The organism is Candidatus Palauibacter soopunensis (assembly GCF_947581735.1).
Lineage (GTDB): Bacteria > Gemmatimonadota > Gemmatimonadetes > Palauibacterales > Palauibacteraceae > Palauibacter > Palauibacter soopunensis.
The window spans coordinates 138391-154523 of sequence record NZ_CANPVT010000008.1 but is presented as its reverse complement, the minus strand read 5'-3'; the positions used below and the strand labels follow the sequence as shown (position 1 = coordinate 154523).

General features: G+C 69.5%; 13 protein-coding genes. 2 read left to right on the top strand and 11 right to left on the bottom strand.

The window, feature by feature from the left end:
- Window positions 1-134: 134 nt before the first annotated feature.
- The 5 genes from RN901_RS04730 to murQ form a co-directional block, all read right to left on the bottom strand.
- Complete coding sequence (locus RN901_RS04730; RefSeq protein WP_310756482.1) at window positions 135-2774, bottom strand: vitamin B12-dependent ribonucleotide reductase; 2640 nt, start codon at window positions 2772-2774, stop codon at window positions 135-137.
- 346 nt (window positions 2775-3120) lie between these two features.
- Window positions 3121-4848, bottom strand: coding sequence for a sodium:solute symporter family protein (locus RN901_RS04725; protein WP_310756480.1), 1728 nt, complete (start codon window positions 4846-4848; stop codon window positions 3121-3123).
- On the bottom strand, window positions 4845-6305 hold the full coding sequence (locus tag RN901_RS04720) for a glycoside hydrolase family 3 N-terminal domain-containing protein (RefSeq protein WP_310756478.1): 1461 nt from the start codon (window positions 6303-6305) through the stop codon (window positions 4845-4847). Before RN901_RS04720 ends, RN901_RS04725 begins: the two co-directional genes overlap by 4 nt.
- A complete protein-coding gene (locus tag RN901_RS04715) occupies window positions 6302-7429 on the bottom strand; it encodes an anhydro-N-acetylmuramic acid kinase (RefSeq protein WP_310756476.1) in 1128 nt (375 codons plus the stop codon). The genes RN901_RS04720 and RN901_RS04715 overlap by 4 nt, the downstream gene beginning before the upstream one ends.
- Window positions 7426-8868, bottom strand: a complete 1443-nt coding sequence (gene murQ / locus RN901_RS04710) for an N-acetylmuramic acid 6-phosphate etherase (protein WP_310756474.1) — start codon at window positions 8866-8868, stop codon at window positions 7426-7428. The genes RN901_RS04715 and murQ overlap by 4 nt, the downstream gene beginning before the upstream one ends.
- 150 nt (window positions 8869-9018) lie before the next feature.
- Here murQ and RN901_RS04705 point away from each other — a divergent pair, with 150 nt between their 5' ends.
- Window positions 9019-9741, top strand: coding sequence for a hypothetical protein (locus RN901_RS04705; RefSeq protein ID WP_310756472.1), 723 nt, complete (start codon window positions 9019-9021; stop codon window positions 9739-9741).
- A 32-nt stretch (window positions 9742-9773) separates the two neighbouring features.
- On the opposite strand, the gene RN901_RS04700 is transcribed toward RN901_RS04705, so the two are convergent.
- Window positions 9774-10532, bottom strand: a complete 759-nt coding sequence (locus RN901_RS04700) for a hypothetical protein (RefSeq protein WP_310756471.1) — start codon at window positions 10530-10532, stop codon at window positions 9774-9776.
- Window positions 10533-10635: 103 nt separating this feature from the next.
- Here RN901_RS04700 and RN901_RS04695 point away from each other — a divergent pair, with 103 nt between their 5' ends.
- Window positions 10636-12417, top strand: coding sequence for an ABC transporter ATP-binding protein (locus RN901_RS04695; RefSeq protein ID WP_310756470.1), 1782 nt, complete (start codon window positions 10636-10638; stop codon window positions 12415-12417).
- 19 nt (window positions 12418-12436) lie between these two features.
- Here the strand turns inward: RN901_RS04695 and speB are convergent, their stop codons facing one another.
- From speB to coaE, 5 genes are all read right to left on the bottom strand, one after another.
- Window positions 12437-13300, bottom strand: coding sequence for an agmatinase (gene speB / locus RN901_RS04690; protein ID WP_310756911.1), 864 nt, complete (start codon window positions 13298-13300; stop codon window positions 12437-12439).
- A 77-nt stretch (window positions 13301-13377) separates the two neighbouring features.
- Window positions 13378-13779, bottom strand: a complete 402-nt coding sequence (locus RN901_RS04685; RefSeq protein WP_310756468.1) for a transcriptional repressor — start codon at window positions 13777-13779, stop codon at window positions 13378-13380.
- Between the two features lie 113 nt (window positions 13780-13892).
- Window positions 13893-14342 (bottom strand): hypothetical protein, encoded by a 450-nt coding sequence (locus RN901_RS04680; RefSeq protein ID WP_310756466.1) that lies wholly within the window; start codon window positions 14340-14342, stop codon window positions 13893-13895.
- Between the two features lie 126 nt (window positions 14343-14468).
- A complete protein-coding gene (locus RN901_RS04675) occupies window positions 14469-15503 on the bottom strand; it encodes a bifunctional oligoribonuclease/PAP phosphatase NrnA (protein ID WP_310756464.1) in 1035 nt (344 codons plus the stop codon).
- A complete protein-coding gene (coaE, locus tag RN901_RS04670) occupies window positions 15500-16117 on the bottom strand; it encodes a dephospho-CoA kinase (RefSeq protein ID WP_310756462.1) in 618 nt (205 codons plus the stop codon). The genes RN901_RS04675 and coaE overlap by 4 nt, the downstream gene beginning before the upstream one ends.
- Between the last annotated feature and the right edge of the window lie 16 nt (window positions 16118-16133).

The window sequence follows — 16133 nt, the reverse complement described above, 5'->3', positions numbered from 1 at the left end:
GACGGATCTCGTCGAACGACGCGAAGAAGAGGGAGTGTTCACGGGCGTCCCCCGGCGGTTCGGTGCGCGGGTGGCCGAGCGCCGACCCAACCCCGGCCCACCCCCAATCTACTGCCGTGGATGAACCTGTGGCGTCAGCCGCACTCGCTGTAGCCGCAAGCGTAGCACTTCGCGCAGCCTTCCTCAAAGGCGAGGCTGCTGCCGCACTCCGAGCACGCTCCGAGGAAGAGCCGGGCCGCCGACTCCTGGTAACGTTCGATCACGGGGCGCTGCGCCGACCGGGCGCCCCCGTTCGTGTTCTTTCTCCGGGCGGTCTCGACCTCCTCGATGGGAAGCGTCTGCTGAATCCCTTCCTTCTCCTCGAGGTAGCGCTCGATGACCTGGGCGATCGCGTCGGGACCGGAGAGCACCTTGCTCGCCCCGAGTCCGACGGCCCGGTCGGAAGAAATCCCGCGCAACTGCTTGTGCACATCGCGCAGCGAGATCCCCGAGCGCAGGGCGAGTGAACACAGCCGTCCGATGGCTTCGGCATCCGCCATCGCCGCCCCTCCCGTCTTGCCGAGGGCGACGAAGACCTCGAACGGGCGACCCTGATCGTCCTCGTTGATCGTCACGTACATCGTACCCAGCGGCGATTCGATCTGCCGGGTGTGGCCCCGCAGGACGGCAGGCCGTTGCCGCCTCTCGACGCGGCGCATTCTGGAACCCTCGAGTTCGGTGATCCGCCGCTGCTTCGCCTCGACGGCATTCTCAAGCTTCCGGTTGTGCGCCTGCAGTTCGCTGTTCTGCGCCTCCGCGGCGGCGAGCCGGGTCAGCGTGTCCGCGAGATCTCCGGCGAACTCGGGCCCCACATCGACGGCTTCGAGCTGGACGCCGTCCGCCGCAACGGCCGAGCCGCTCTCGCTCGTCTGACGCTGGACATCCTTCGCCGTGCTGCCGGTCGACAGAACCTGCTCGTCGCGCGAACCATCGCGGTAGACGGTGACCCCCTTGCACCGCAACTCGTACGCCATCTCGTAGATCTTGCGCACGTCCTCCTCCGTGGCGGCCGTCGCAAAATTGCACGTCTTCGAGATGGCGGAGTCGCAGTGCGCCTGGAATGCCGCCTGCATGCGAATGTGCTGCTCGGGCGGAACATCGTGCGCCGTGACGAAGATCCCCTGGACATCCCCCGGCACTTCATCGAAGTGGATGTGGCCCTCGTCGGCGATGCGCTGCATCAACTCCTCGGAGTACCAACCCCCTTCCTTCGCACGGCGCACGAAGTCCGGATTCACATCCGGCATCAGCACGCCTGCCTGATTCCTCATGAATGCGACCGCGAACAGAGGTTCGATCCCACTTGAACACCCCGCAATGATCGAGATGGTCCCCGTGGGGGCGACCGTCGTCAGGTTGCAGTTGCGGAGCCGGCGCTCGGGGCGGATCCGATTGCCGTCGGCGTCCCGCGCGCACGTCTCGTCGGGCCCCCAGATCGATCGTTCCCACTCGGGGAAGACGCCGCGCTCGGCGGCCAGCCGTTCGGACTCGACCTTGCATTCCTCGTCGACGAACTCCATCAACTCGCGCGCGAGTTCGACGGCGCGCTCGGAACCGTAGGGTTCGCCCACCCTCACGAGCATGTCGGCCCACCCCATGACCCCGAGGCCGACGCGGCGGATCCGCTGGGACAGATCTTCGATTTTCGGGAGCGGATAGCGGTTGGCATCGATGACGTTGTCGAGGAAATGGGTCGATTCGTGGACGGCCTCGCCGAGCCCGTCCCAGTCGATCCGGCCCTGATCGTCGACGAAGTAGCCGACGTTGATCGAGCCGAGATTGCACACGTCGTAGGCGAGCAGCGGCTGTTCGCCGCAGGGGTTCGTGGCTTCGTAGTCGCCGAGGTGCGGGACCGGATTGTAGCGGTTCGCCTCGTCGATGAAGAAGACCCCGGGCTCACCGTTCCGCCACGCGCTGGAGATGATGCTCGAGAACACCTCCTCGGCGTTCAGCTGATCCACGACATCGCCGGTCCGCGGGCTGATGAGATCGTAGTCCGAGCCCGTCCGGGCCGCCGCCATGAAGGCGTCGGTGACCCCGACCGAGATGTTGAAGTTCGTGATCCGGGTCTTGTCCGCCTTGCACTCGATGAAGTGGCGGATGTCCGGATGATCGACGCGCAGGATGCCCATGTTCGCGCCCCGTCGCGTCCCGCCCTGCTTCACGGCCTCGGTCGAGGCGTCATAGACCTCCATGAAGCTGACCGGGCCGCTCGCCACGCCCATCGTCGACTTGACGACGTCACCGGAAGGACGAAGGCGGCTGAAGCCGAACCCGGTGCCGCCCCCGCTCTGATGGATGAGGGCCATGTCGCGCAGCGTCTCGTAGATGCCGTCGAGGCTGTCCGGAACGGGAAGCACGAAGCACGCGGAGAGTTGCCCGAGCGGACGCCCCGCGTTCATGAGCGTGGGGCTGTTCGGCTCGAAGATGCCGTCGGCCATCAGATGATAGAAGCGCTTCGTGCGCTCGAGGACCGCGTCGTCCGTCGCCCCGTAGCGGGCATCCTGCGACGCGACGACATCGGCCACGCGCCAGAAGAGGTCGCGCGGCCCCTCGATGGGCTCGCCGCGGTCGTTCTTCTTCAGATACCGGCGCGCCAGCACCGTCCGCGCGTTCTCGGCAAGTCCCGGCTCGGCGAGGTCGGCCGGCCTGGCATTGGATCCCACCCGCATTTCATCCCGCACCGGGGCGCTCGTCGACGCGCCCTCCCGCACCGCCACATCCGGTGGATTCATTGCCGCCCCCGCCTTCCTGTTCTCGACCGTCCACAAATCAGGTCAATCCGCGGAAAAAACCGGCTTCGGCCGGGACCCGACGACCGCGCGAGTCGAATGCCGGCCTAGGCCGGGAAGCCTGACGGGCGCGGAGATCGACATGACTCCGCGCCCATCGTTCTGGTTCTTTGTATGCGATCGCTGTGGACCGTCGGCGGTTTTCCACGACTCCACAGCTTTTCCACACAAAACCGGTGTTTTTTCCACACGTACCGCTATATGTGGTGGCCTTCAAATGATAACTACACCATATGTTGTGGTCAAGCCGGGAAACGGCCTCCCGGGCGGCTGGTGTGGCGACACCGCGCTAGACGGCCCGCCGGGTGCGCAGGATCCAGAGTCCGGCTCCGCCCAGAGCGGCCACGCCGGCGGAAAGGGCGGCCGTCCATGGCTCGAGCAGCAGCATGGCGCCGAGGGCGAACATCGCCCCGAACAGGAGCAGCGTTGCCCCGGCGGTCCGCAGCAGCGCCTCGCGGAGGGGAAGGTCGGGAGAAACGCCCGCGCGCTCGCGGATCGCGCGCCAGCCCGGCCCGGCGGGCCGCACCCGTCGATAGAACTCCAGCAGGGTCGCCTCGTCCTCGGCGCGCGTGAACCACATCACGGGAAGCCAGACCGCCGCCGATCCGAAAGCGGTCACTGCGAGCCGCGTCCCGAACTCCATCGCGCCGAACGCCGGCAGATAGGAGCAGAGCGCGATGGCGAAACCGGCGAGCATGGAGGCGAGTTCGGCCCAGGCGTTCACCCGCCACCAGAACCAGCGCAGGATGAGCACGGCCCCGGGCCCCGTGCCGATGGCGATCATGAAGCGGAAGAGCGCCCCGATGTCGTTGGCGAAGAACGCCGCCGCCGTCGCGGCCGCGACGATGCCGGCCGAGGCGAGCCGGCCCAGCAACACGAGTCTCGCGGACGAGGCGTCCGGGTCGACGAAGCGGGCATAGAGGTCGTTCACCAGATAGCTCGCGCCCCAGTTGATCTGCGTCGAGACGGTCGACATGAAGGCGGCGAAGAACGACGCGACGACGAGCCCCAGGAGGCCGGCGGGAAGGTAGCGCAGCATGAGCATCGGGTATCCCAGATCGGGATCGGCCAGATCGGGAAAGACGACGACGGCCACGAGTCCGACGAGCACCCAGGGCCACGCGCGGACCACGTAGTGAAGCCACACGAACCACCAGGCGGCGCGCTCGGCGTCCGCTTCCGTGCGGCAGGCGAGGAGGCGCTGCACGAACTCGCCCCCGCCATCAGAGCGGCGGAACGCCCACCACTGTATGCCGAGGTAGGCGAGGAAGGTCCCGAACGGGAGGGCATCGGACCCCGGCCGGGGGACCATCCGTAGTGCATCGCTTCGCCCCGCCGCCGCGAGCTGAGCCTTGAGTTCCGCGATCCCCCCGATTTCCACGAGGGCGAAGCCGGCCACGAGAATGGCCCCGAAGAGGGCGAGAAAGAACTGGAAGAAGTCCGTCGCGACGACCCCCCACAGCCCGGCGAGGCCCGCGTAGGCGAGCACGAAGATCGAGAGCGCCACGACGGCCCATAGACGCTCGTCTCCCGGCATCCAGCCGGACAGGTCCGGGAGGAGCCCGAGAGCCTCGACGACCTTGCGCATGGCCAGCATCACGAAGCCGATCGAGATGCAGTTGATCGGCACCGCGAACAGGAAGGCGCGCGTGGCCCGCAGGACGGCGGCGGGGCGGCCGCCGTAGCGAAGCTCCGTCAGCTCCACGTCCGTGACGATCCCGGCGCGGCGCCACAGGCGCGCGAAGAGGTAGATGAGGAGGAGGTGGGAGAGGCCGAACGACCACCATTCCCAGTTGCCGGCGATGCCCCGGCGCGCGATGAGGGCCGAGACGTAGAGCGGCGTATCCACCGAGAAGGTGGTCGCGGCCATCGACGTACCGGCGAGCCACCATGGCAGCGCGCGTCCCCCGACGAAGAAGTCCACGATGCTCCCGCGTGCGCGGCGCGAGAGCCACAGTCCGACGCCGAACGTGAGAGCGAGGTAGATCGCGACAATCCACCAGTCGGCCGGACTCAACGGTCCGCCCCGCCGAGCCGCGTCCCCGCAGCCGCGCCGACCGCGGAGCGTATCCAGTCCGCGGCGGCTCGTTCCATCACCGTCTCGGTGGACCACGCGCAGATGCCGGGGACGCCGAGCACATCGAGCCAGCGGCGGTGGCCGAGCAGCACGACGAGGCCGCGGTGCGCGGAGCGGATGAGAGCGCGCGTCTCCTCGACGACTTCCGTCGCGGGTGCGCCGCGGCCCTTCCAGCCGCGAGGTGTCGCGGCGAGCACGACGATGCACTGCCCGCAATCTGAGCGGTCCGTGATCCGCCAGCCGGTCGCGCGCAGCTCGTCGGCGACGATCGTGCCCAACGCTCCCGCCCGGCCGGCCGGCGGCCCGACATCGGGGTCGTCCGACACTCCGACGACCCGCGTCGGCGTCCGCGGCGTCCAGCCGCGCAGGACCTCCGCATCCCCCACGATCGTGTCCCGGGCGAACGCGACCGGCTCGAACTCCGGCCGCGACGTCCGCGCGGAGGGCGGGCACGTACGGGCCGAGCGGGTCACGGCCTCCTCGAGCCTGGCGGCAAAGCGCGCGTCGTGAGCGGCCCGCGCCAGCGACGCGATGGTCGCGCCGGCATCGGCCGGGTAGCAGATGAGATCGCAGCCCGCGGCGACCGCCTCGACCGCGGCGCTCGCATCGTCGGGGCCGGCGCCGCCCATGATCATGGCGTCCGTCGTCACGACCCCTTCGAAGCCCAGTCGTCCGCGAAGAAGTCCCGAGACGATGTTCGGCTCCACCGTCGCCGCCCGCTCGCCGCCGAGTGCCGGATAGGCGACGTGCGCCACCATCACGCTTGCGACCCGGTCCGCGGCGGCGGAGAAAGGCGCGAGATCCTCCTCGAGAAGCTCGGCGGCGGCATCGATGGAGGGAAGTCCGATATGCGAGTCCTCGGTCGTCCTTCCGTGGCCCGGGAAGTGTTTCGCACACGCCGCGGCTCCGGCGGATTGGCAGGCGTCGATCCAGCGGACGCCCAGCTCTCCGACACGCCGCGGGTCCGCGCCGAAACTGCGCGTGGCGATGATCGGGTTGTCAGGTTCCGCATCCAGATCGAGCACCGGTGCGATGACCCAGTTGATCCCGACGGACAGTGCTTCCCGGGCCGTCACACGACCCGCCGCGGCGACGGCTGCGCCGGGATCCGGTGGCGCCGCCAGAGCGGCGGGCGGCGGCAGCTCGATCAGACCCCGGATCTGCTGACCCGCGCCCCGCTCGAGATCCGCCCCGATCCAGAGCGGCCGCGCCGCGTCGTCGCGGATCCGTTCGACCAGACGACCGACGCGTTCCGCTTCGCCGCCGAACAGAATGAAGCCCCCCACCCCGAGGGAGAGCGCCCGGTCCGCGCGCCTCTCCACCTCATCCGGCGACCAGCGGTCGAGCCGGAGCGCATCGATGACGACCCGGGCCGGGTCCACGTCGGGCCGGATCACGCGGCGGTCCGCACTCCGAGCAGGCGGGGACCGCGCGCACCGGTGGCCCACGGGGCGTTGGCGGGATACCCGAGGACATGCTGTCTCGCCAGGAGCGCGAAGGCCACGGCCTCGCGGGCGTCCGCGTCGAGGCCGAGGGCGGAGAGATCGCGGACGGGCACGGGATCCAGCAGCCGCTCCAATCGCGATACGAGAACCGGGTTCCGGGCTCCGCCGCCGCAGAGATAGCACGCCGCCGGAGGCTCCTCGATCCAGCGGTAGGCGTCCGCGATCGTGCGCGCGGTGAGTTCCGTCAGGGTGGCGATCGTGTCTCGGGGCGAAAGCGCGGCGTGTCTCCGCAGCCATTCGAGCAGGCGATCCTGCGAGAAGCGCTCGCGTCCCGTCGACCGGGGCGGGGGCCGGCGGAAGAAGGGATCGCTCAGCCAATCGGAGAGGGCGTCCTGGCTCACCGCGCCGCGCCGCGCCATGCCTCCGTCGAGGTCGAAGCGGGATCGCCCCTCCGTAAGGAACTCGACCGCGCCATCGATGAGCACGACCCCGGGGCCGGTGTCGTAGGCCTGCGGCGTCGCCTCACTCGATTCGGCGGGGAGCGCCGTCACGTTGCCGATTCCGCCGATGTTCTGGATCGCGCGCGATTCCCGTGCGCGGAAGAGGAGCCAGTCGGTATAGGCCGTGAGGGGCGCGCCTTCCCCGCCCGCCGCCACGTCCCGCACGCGGAAGTCCGAGACGACTGCACACGAGGTGCGCTCGGCGATGACCGCCGCCTGGCCGAGTTGCAGCGTCGACCCGCTCCGGTCGCCCGCGGGAGGCTCATGCCATACCGTCTGGCCGTGGCTGCCGATGGCTTCGATGTCCGCCGGCAGGAGGGAGGCGGAAGCCAACGTCCGATTCACGGCCGCGCCGATCCTCTCACCCAGCTCGAAGTCGAGCGCGCAGATCGCCGCGGCGCTCCCCGCGGTGATGGCCATGGCGATCCGTTCGCGCGCGGCGCTGTCGTAGCTCTCCGTCTCGAAGGCGACGACGCGCCAGTCCGTCGGCTGCTCGCCGTCACCCGCCGTCTCGACGACGGCGACGTCGATGCCGTCCAGCGATGTCCCGGACATCACACCGACCCAGAGGGTCACGCGCCCCCCTCCGCCAGCAATGCCGGGTGCACGCGCTCCCGCAGCCTCGTTTCGTGCGCGGTGTCGTGCTGCGCGACGCCTCGGAGAAACTGATACAGGGTCAACGTCTCGGAGCCGACGCGGGCGCGACGAGAGAGGACCGCGGCGACCGGCTCCGGGTCATCGGCTACGGCCGCCACCGTGCGGGCCCGCTCCGCGGAAAAACCGGCGGTCTCGATCTCGAAGCCGCGTTCGGGCGGAGGGGCGTCCGCGGTCCAGTCTTCGAATGCCGGGAGGGATCGGCTCGGGTCGGCGGCCTCGAGCCACCGCTCGACCCGCGGCCGCACGGCGCTCCGCTCGAAGTCCGCCAGGTGCGCGGCGTGCTGGCCCGGCGTCCACGCGGTTCGACGCGCCGCGATGCGCTGCCCCTGCGCTTCGGCCGCGGCGCCGGCCGCGCGCGCGGCGACGAGACGATCCGGCGCGGCGCTCAGCCGCGCGAGCAGCGTCGCGCCGTCCGGCCAGCCCGGCGCGGCCGGGTAGCCGCCGTAGCAGGGACGCTCCCGGCCGCCGAAGCGCTCGACCGCGAGGCCCAGAAAGCCGTCCGCGCAGTCGAGATATCGCTCGGCCAGGGCGCGGTCGACGCGCAACGCGTGCATTGCAAGCGCCGTCTTCACCGCGCCGCCCGTGCGGATCAGAGCGCGGCGGGCCTCCTCGCGCGATGCGCCCGTGAGCGTGACGAAAATGCGGAGCCCGCGGTCGACCAGCTTCGCGGATCGCGCCCGCAGGTCGACCATGAGATTCTCGAACACGCGGCCACTGCGGATCATCGCCCCCGTCGTGATCGTATTCAGTACGAGCTTCGTCGCCGTCCCCGCCTTCATGCGGGTCGAACCCGCGATGACTTCGGGCCCCACGAGCGGCAGGATGAGGTGGTCCGCCACCTCCGTGACCTCCGCGGGCGGTGCCGTGCAGCCGAGAAACCCGATCCCTGCTCCTCGCGACGCCGCCTCCGCCAGCGCCCCGAGGACGTACGGCGTGGTCCCCGAGGTCGCGATCCCGAACACGAGGTCCGCGGGCGAGACGCCGAACGCCCCCACCGCCTCCGCTCCTCCCCGCCGGGAATCCTCCGCCCCCTCGGCGCTCCGCACGAGCGCACCGGAGCCGCCCGCAATGATCGCCTCCACGAGGCCCGGGTCGACGCCGAACGTGGGCGGACACTCCGCCGCGTCGAGCACGCCGAGGCGGCCGCTCGTCCCCGCGCCGACGTAGACGAGACGTCCGCCGCGACGGAAGCGCTCCACGACATCATCGATGACGCGTGCAAGCGCATCGGCCTGCGAGGCGACGGCCTCCGGCACCGCGCGATCTTCCGCCTGTATCGTATGGACGATCGTCGCGCTGTCCGCGCGATCGATGGCGCGGGTACGAGGGTTGCGCCCCTCGGTTAGACGGGGATCCAAGCGTCAGGTCCTCGGGAGCCCTGCGGCTCGTTGCTGGAGTTCGCGGCGTCCGGGTACGTATTGTGTTCTGCCACGGACTGTCGGGCGCAAACGTAGAGGGTTCGCCCGGGGGGCGGGAGTCACACCGTTCGAAAAGGAGAGACGCGCCACGTGAGTTCGGGTCCTCAGACGACGCCGAGTCCGGCGACCGACCTCGTCCTCGGGCGTCTTTCCGACCGCTTTCCCGTCCCCGACAAGCCTCGCCTCGCCCCTCTGGACGAACTCGTCCTCACGATCCTCAGCCAGTCGACGACCGACGAGAATCGGGATCGCGCCTGGCGAACTCTTGCGGCGCGGTATCCGGCCGAGGAAGCCGGCGAGACGGCGGACCGAGCATCTCCGGCCGGGCCGATCTCGTGGGAAGCCGTGCTTGGAGCTCCGCCGGCCGAACTGGAAGACGCGGTGCGCGTCGCCGGCCTCGCAAACCAGAAGGCGCCGGCCATCCACGCCGCTCTCGAGCGGCTCCGGGCCGAGGTGGGGCGGATCTCGCTCGACCACCTCGAGGAGATGAGCGATGAGGAGGCGATCGCCTATCTCACGACCTTCCGGGGAGTCGGGGTAAAAACGGCCGCGTGCGTGCTCTGCTTCTCGCTCCGCCGGCCCGTGCTCCCGGTCGATACGCATGTCCTCCGGATCGCACGGCGCCTCGCATGGGTTCCGCCGCGAGCGTCGGCCGACCTGACCTACACCGCCCTCTCGCGGATCGTCGCTCCTTCCGAGCGCTTCCGCATGCACATGCTGCTCATCACGTTCGGCCGTTCGCTCTGCCTCGCCAGAGCCCCGCGCTGCGGGGAATGCCCTCTCGAATCCGAGTGTCCGAGAATCGGCGTCTGACAGGGCGCGCACGCCGGCGTGGGCTTCCGTCCTCAGATGTTCGGGAGTCCAAACACCAGGGGCTCGTCCAGCCGCAGCCGGAGGATCGTCCCGACCGGCAGTGCCGGCTCCGCCTCGTCGGCCGCGAGGAGGATGGCAGAACCCCTCACGGCTCCTGCCGCGGCGCCCGTGACCGCGCCCTGGCGGCCACCGGCGAGGACGCGGCCCAGATTCGTGCGGGCCACCCCTGCGGCCGCCGCGCCGCCTCCCGGCCCCCGCAGGATCTCCACCACGGACGCCGATATGGGCCAGGCTTCGCCGTTGAAGAAGACATCGACGAAGCGGACTTTCACCATCACGCGTTCGCCGGCCTCGGCGGCTTCATCGTCGTCCCCGCCCTCAGCCGCGGCCTCGACCGCGGTGATCTCACCATTGATCAGCGAGTTCAGTGGCACCATGACCATCTGGTTCTCGATCAAGGGCCGCGTCACGCCGAACTTCAAGGCGTCCCCAGGCCGAAGGTCGGCCGGCCGGATCGGATCCAGGAGTTCCACCTCCAGCTCCGCGCCGGTCTGAACCGTCACCATCGTATACGTCATTTCGGGCGCGCCGCCCGGCTCGGCCACCGCCCTCCCGGCCACGGGCGGAGCCGGCGTTCGCCGCACGGGCGAAGCGGGCACCGCACTCTCCGCCGTCGCCTCGTTCGCGTCCCCGCTCCCCGCCGCTCCCGGGCCGATTTCCGGCGCGCAGCCCAAGACCATCGGGGTCATCGCAACGAGCGCGACGAGCATCGCTGACGTCGTCCGTTCCATCCTGTTCCTTCCCGTGTGTCGTTGTACGGCCTTCAACCCGCGCATACGTTCGAACGGTGCGCTCCCGCAAAATAAACGCCCGGCCGACTCCCGCGGAGACATCTTGAGATCGCTCAGAGCGCTGCTACCCTACTTCCGCCCGTACCGCCTGGGTATTGCGGCCGGGCTTACGCTCGTGATCGTGAGCAACCTGTTCACGGTCGCGGGCCCATGGGTGCTCAAGATGGCGGTCGACGCGCTGGAAAGGGAACTCCGGTCCGACCTCATCCTGCGCTATGCTCTCGTGCTCACGGCGATTTCCGTCGTCGCCGGCGCGACGAGATTCTGGATGCGCAAGCTCCTCAACGGGCTGAGCCGCCGCATGGAGACGGATATCCGGAGCGCCCTCTTCGCGCACCTCCTCAGGCTCCCGCCGCAGTTCTTCGACGCCTGGCGCACGGGCGACCTCGTGAGCCGCTCGACGAACGACGTCCAGGCGGTCCGCATGGTCGCCGGCCCTGCGATCATGTACGCGGTGAACACGGCCACCGTCGCGACGCTGGCGCTCGGGCTCATGATCTGGATCGATCCCATGCTCACGCTCTGGGCGATGATCCCGATGGTCGTCCTCCCCCCCATCGTGTTCATCTTCGGCCGACAGATTCATGAGCGCTTCGAGAGAATCCAGGCCCAGTTCTCGGAGATCTCCAACTTCGCCCAGGAGAATCTGGCGGGGACCCGCATCGTGAAGGCGTACGTGCGGGAGGAGGCTCAGACCCGACGTTTCGAGACCCTCAACCGGGACTACAAATCGCGCAATCTCTCCCTCGCCCGCGTGTGGGGGCTGTTCCATCCGTCACTCATGTTCTTCGCGGGCGTCGGCGCGGTCGTCGTACTGTGGTTCGGGGGCGGACAGGTCGTCCGCGGCACCATCACCCTCGGCGATTTCGTCGCCTTCTCCTTCTACCTCACGATGCTGATGTGGCCCATGATCGCGCTCGGCTGGGTCACGAACCTCTTCCAGCGCGGCGCCGCCTCGATGGGCCGCCTCAACGAACTGTTCGATATCGTGCCCGCTGTCCGGGACCCGGAGTCGCCGGTCTCGCTCACGTCGGTGCGGGGCGCGCTGGAGTTCGACGACGTTTCCTTCCGCTATCCGGGGACTGAGCGCGATGTGCTGCGGGACATCTCCTTCCGAATCGAACCCGGGCAGACGGTCGCCATTGTCGGCGCAACCGCGAGCGGCAAGTCCACCTTGGCCGCGCTCATCCCCCGTCTCTACGACGTGACGGCGGGGACGATTCGTCTGGATGGCGTGGATATCCGGGAACTCGACCTCGGTTCGCTGCGCGATTCGATGGCCTTCGTGCCACAGGAGCCGTTCCTGTTCAGCATGCGGCTGAGGATGAACATCGAACTCCAGCGCGGAGGGAAGGACGCGGGAGAGCCGGTCTCGGACGAACTCCGCAGCGCGCTCGCCGTCTCGCAACTGGAGAAGACGCTGGCCATCCTTCCCGACGGGATCGACACGCGCCTGGGCGAGCGCGGCATCAACCTCTCGGGCGGACAGAAGCAGCGAGCCACGCTGGCCCGGGCGGTCCACCGCGATGCGCCCGTCCTCATCCTGGACGACGCCCTGTCGGCCGTGGATTCGGAGACGGAAACCGCGATCCTGGGGGCGCTGCGCGAATACATGTCCGGGCGCACCTCCATCATCGTCTCTCACCGCGTGTCGGCGGTGCGCACTGTCGACGTGATCCTGGTCCTCGACGAAGGACGCCTCGTCGAGCGCGGCAACCATGAAGATCTGATCGCGGCCGACGGCGTCTACGCGCGCCTGCTTCGCCGCCAGCTCGTGGCCGAGGAACTCGAGCGCATCGAGCAACGGCGCGTCGCGAGCGCCTGACCGCGGCGGCGACCCCCGGTTACCGGTACTCCGACCAGAACCCGATCATCTTGTAGGCGAGCTTCGCCGCGGTGAAGGCCGAGGCCTCCTCGCCCCGCCGGGGGGCGAGTTCCACGATGTCCGCGCCCACCACGTTGCGCTCGCCGAAGACCCGGGAGAGCAGATCCAGTGCGTCCCACCAGCTTCCACCCCCGGGTTCCGGCGTGCCGGTGGCCGGCATCAGCGACGGATCGAAGAAGTCCACGTCGAACGTGATGTAGACGTTCTCCCCCAGCGCCTCCACCGCCCGCTCGATCCAGCCCGGCCGGCGCATCTCATGCGCGAACACGACTTCGATCCCGTGTTCGCGGATGACGTCCCGCTCCTCCCGCGTGAGCGCGCGGATCCCGACCGCCACGATATCCGCCGCGTTTCCCCGGTTCGCGCCGCTCGACCGGTGCTCGAGTACCCGGCGCATGACGCAGGCATGATTCCACGGAGAGTCGTGGTGGCGATCCCTGAGGTCGGTGTGCGCGTCGAACTGAAGAATCGTGACGTCGCCATCGAGTCGCTCCGCCCACGCGATGGCCGGAGCGCTGGAAATCGAATGTTCTCCGCCCAGTCCGATGACGAACCGGTCCCCCGCGGCCTCGAGCAGATCGTCGTACAGGGCCCGCAGCCTCGTGATCGCGGGCTCGGGCCCGGCCGTGCCGAGGTCTATGGACGGGAGCGTGCACACGCCGACCTCGTACGGCTCGCGGTCGAGTTCCTCGTCATACCACTCGATGTAGCGCGACGCCTCGATGATCGCGGCCGGACCGTCGCGCGTACCCGTCCCCCAGCTCGTCGTCGCCTCGTAGGGGATGGGGAGGATGACGGCGCCCGCCGTTTCCCAACGGCACAGTTCGGGCGGGAGATCGAGGAAGTTGTGGCGATCCGTCCAGGCGTGCCCCGTGAGGGTGCGGGGCAGATCAGCCTCGTTCAGTGCAGGCAGTCGGGGCAGTAGCCCTCCAGCTCGAGCCGGTAGCCGACGACATTGAACGGCGTCATTTCGGCCAGACCCTCCATCCAGTCGCGCGGACGCAGGCCTTCGATATCCTGCACGCGGCCGCAGGAGAGACAGCGGATATGTTCGTGATCATCGGTTCGGCCGTCGTAGCGCGCCGGACCTACGCCGAGCGAGAGTTTGCGCGCGACCCCGCAGGTCACGAACGCCTCGAGCGCCTTGTAGACCGTGGCGAGACTGATGTCGGGAATCCGCTCGCGCACCGAGGTGAAGACGTCGTCCGCGGTCGGGTGCGAGGACGTGCCGGAGAGCACGCGATACACGGCCGCGCGCTGGGTCGTAAACCGGTGTCCACCGGCTTCCAGGGCGCGACGCAACTCTTCTCGGGACACGCCTCGGCGTGGAGCTTCGGGAGGACTCACTTGACCATCACACCGTCGGGAACGGGCCATCGCTCGGCCTTCGCGGCCGATCCTCGCATTCGCCGAAGCTAACGACCCTGTGCGGCGGGATCAACGCAGGCATCCGCCTCCCGCGACTGTTCCAGGAGCGCTTCCCAGCGCGCGCCGTCACCCTCGATCGGTACGTGACGGACGGCCGAGGGCTGTCCAAGTCGCCGCTGCAGGCCGGCCACCAGACCGGGCACGCGGTTCGCCGGCGCCCGTCCGTGCTCCACAACCACCTGGTGGGCGGGCGTGCCGTTGGCCGGCACCATGCGGGCGCTGTAGAGGGCACGCCCGCCGTCCTCGAGGATGCTCGTGAAGAGGAAGAACTCGGAGGAATCCTCGAGCTGGGGGAGCGGCGGAAACAGCCAGACATCGGCAATGCGGGGCGGAGGGATGCGCCGGCCGAGGTCGCCGAGCCGTGCCGCGCGAGAACCCGGATCATCCACGACCCCGTTCGCTGCGCGCGGCATATCCTTCGTGACCTTCGCGTCCATCTCACCCTCCCCGCCGAATCCCCACCCTGGGCCCCGCTACCGGCAGCCCCGAACGCACGGCACCTCCGCAACATACGCCGCTGTCCCGGATGGAGGCAATTCGAAGAGCCCGGCACGCGCCCGGCGCTACCGGTCCTTTTCCGAGGCGACGGCCGCTTCCACGAGCGGGCGCAACGCATCCAGCACAACCCGCACGGCCTCGTCCAGGTCGAGTTCTACGAGGACGCCGGAAGCCTTCGCGTGTCCGCCGCCGCCGAGGAGTTGCGCGACACCGGACACGTCCACCTCCCCGTTCGAACGCAGCGACACCTTCGTTCGATTGCGCGCGAGGCCGCGGAAGAGGAGTCCGACCTCCATGCCCGCGAGCCGGCGCGGGAACTCGACAAGGCCCTCCATGTCCTCGCTTCTCGCGCCCGTCCTCGACAGGGCCCTGCGGTCCAGCGCGATCCACGCGATGGGGGCGCGAGGATCGACTTCCAGACCCTCGAGGGCCAGCCGCATGAGGGCCAGCCGCCCCCGGCTGTACACGCCGTACAGCTCACGGTACAGCGCACCGGTGTCCACGCCCGTCTCCAGCAGCACGCTCGCGATCGCGTGCGCGCGGGGGGAGGTGTTCGAGAAACGGAATGAGCCCGTATCCGTCGAGATCGCCGCGTAAATGGCCTCCGCTTCCGTGCGCGTCAGTCCCTCGTCGTCGAGGGAGAGCAGATCGTAGACCAGTTCACCCGTCGCACAGGCGGAGGGATCGCGGATCTCCGGTCTCACGAGCGGAGACCCCACGGGCGGATGATGGTCGATCAGGACGCCTCCCGTCCGCTCGGCGTGCTCGGGCAGCCCGCCGAGACGCTTCGGCTCGGCGGTGTCGAGGATGGCGATCGTGTCGGCTGCGTTCAGCGGGTCCGCCGCCGCCGGGTCCTCTTCGACGAGCGCCGGGATGTCGCTGAGGAGGAATCGCAGCGAGGCGGGCGGCCGGCTCGGCGTGACGATCGTGGCCTCGGCTCCGTGCCGCAGCAGTCGGGATGCCAGCGCTACCATGCTGCCGATGCCGTCGCCGTCGGGGTTCACATGGGTGGTGAGCACGACGGACGAGGCGTCGCGCAGGCGGCGCCGGATCGCTTCGAGCGCCTTCGCACGAGCCGGCGACATCGAGGATACGGTCAAGGCCCGCCCTCGCCGGCTGCCCGGAGGATCTCCCGCCAGAGTCCGCGCGCGGCGTCATCCAGTTCCGCGGGATCGCCCCGGTTGTCGAGCACGCGGTCGGCCCGACGCCGTTTCTCCGACGCCGCAAGTTGCGCGGCATCGATGGCGGCGAATTCCTCCGCGGTCCAGCCTCGGGACCCGAGCGCCCGCGCCTCGCGCACCGCCCGTGGGGCATCTACGACGACGATCATGTCGTAGTCGCCTTCCAGGCCGACCTCGAACAACAGGGGGATTTCCTCGACGATCACGCGTACGCCGGCCGCGGCCGCTTCGGCGATTCGGCGGGCCCGGAGGTCACGGATTCCGGCGTGAGAGATCTCTTCGAGGCGTTCGCGGGCCTGCTTGTCGGCGAAGGCCGCCTCCCGCAGCGAGGATCGATCGATGGTCCCGTCGGGGCTGATGACCCCACTCCCGAAGGCTTCGCGGATGCGGGCGTATGCGGGGGATCCCGGACGCACGATCTCGCGCGCGAGTTCGTCGGAGTCGATGACGGTGGCGCCGCGTTCCGCCAGATGGCCGGCCACGGCGCTCTTGCCGGCGGCCACCGTGCCGGTCAGTCCGACGCGAAACGGCATCGTGCCATTCACCCGC

Bases quoted from the DNA above. Each gene is read 5' to 3' on its own strand.
- RN901_RS04730 (WP_310756482.1), bottom strand. From the start codon at position 2,774: ATGAATCCACCGGATGTGGCGGTGCGGGAGGGCGCGTCGACGAGCGCC.
- RN901_RS04700 (WP_310756471.1), bottom strand. From the start codon at position 10,532: ATGGAACGGACGACGTCAGCGATGCTCGTCGCGCTCGTTGCGATGACC.
- RN901_RS04680 (WP_310756466.1), bottom strand. From the start codon at position 14,342: ATGGACGCGAAGGTCACGAAGGATATGCCGCGCGCAGCGAACGGGGTC.
- coaE (WP_310756462.1), bottom strand. From the start codon at position 16,117: ATGCCGTTTCGCGTCGGACTGACCGGCACGGTGGCCGCCGGCAAGAGC.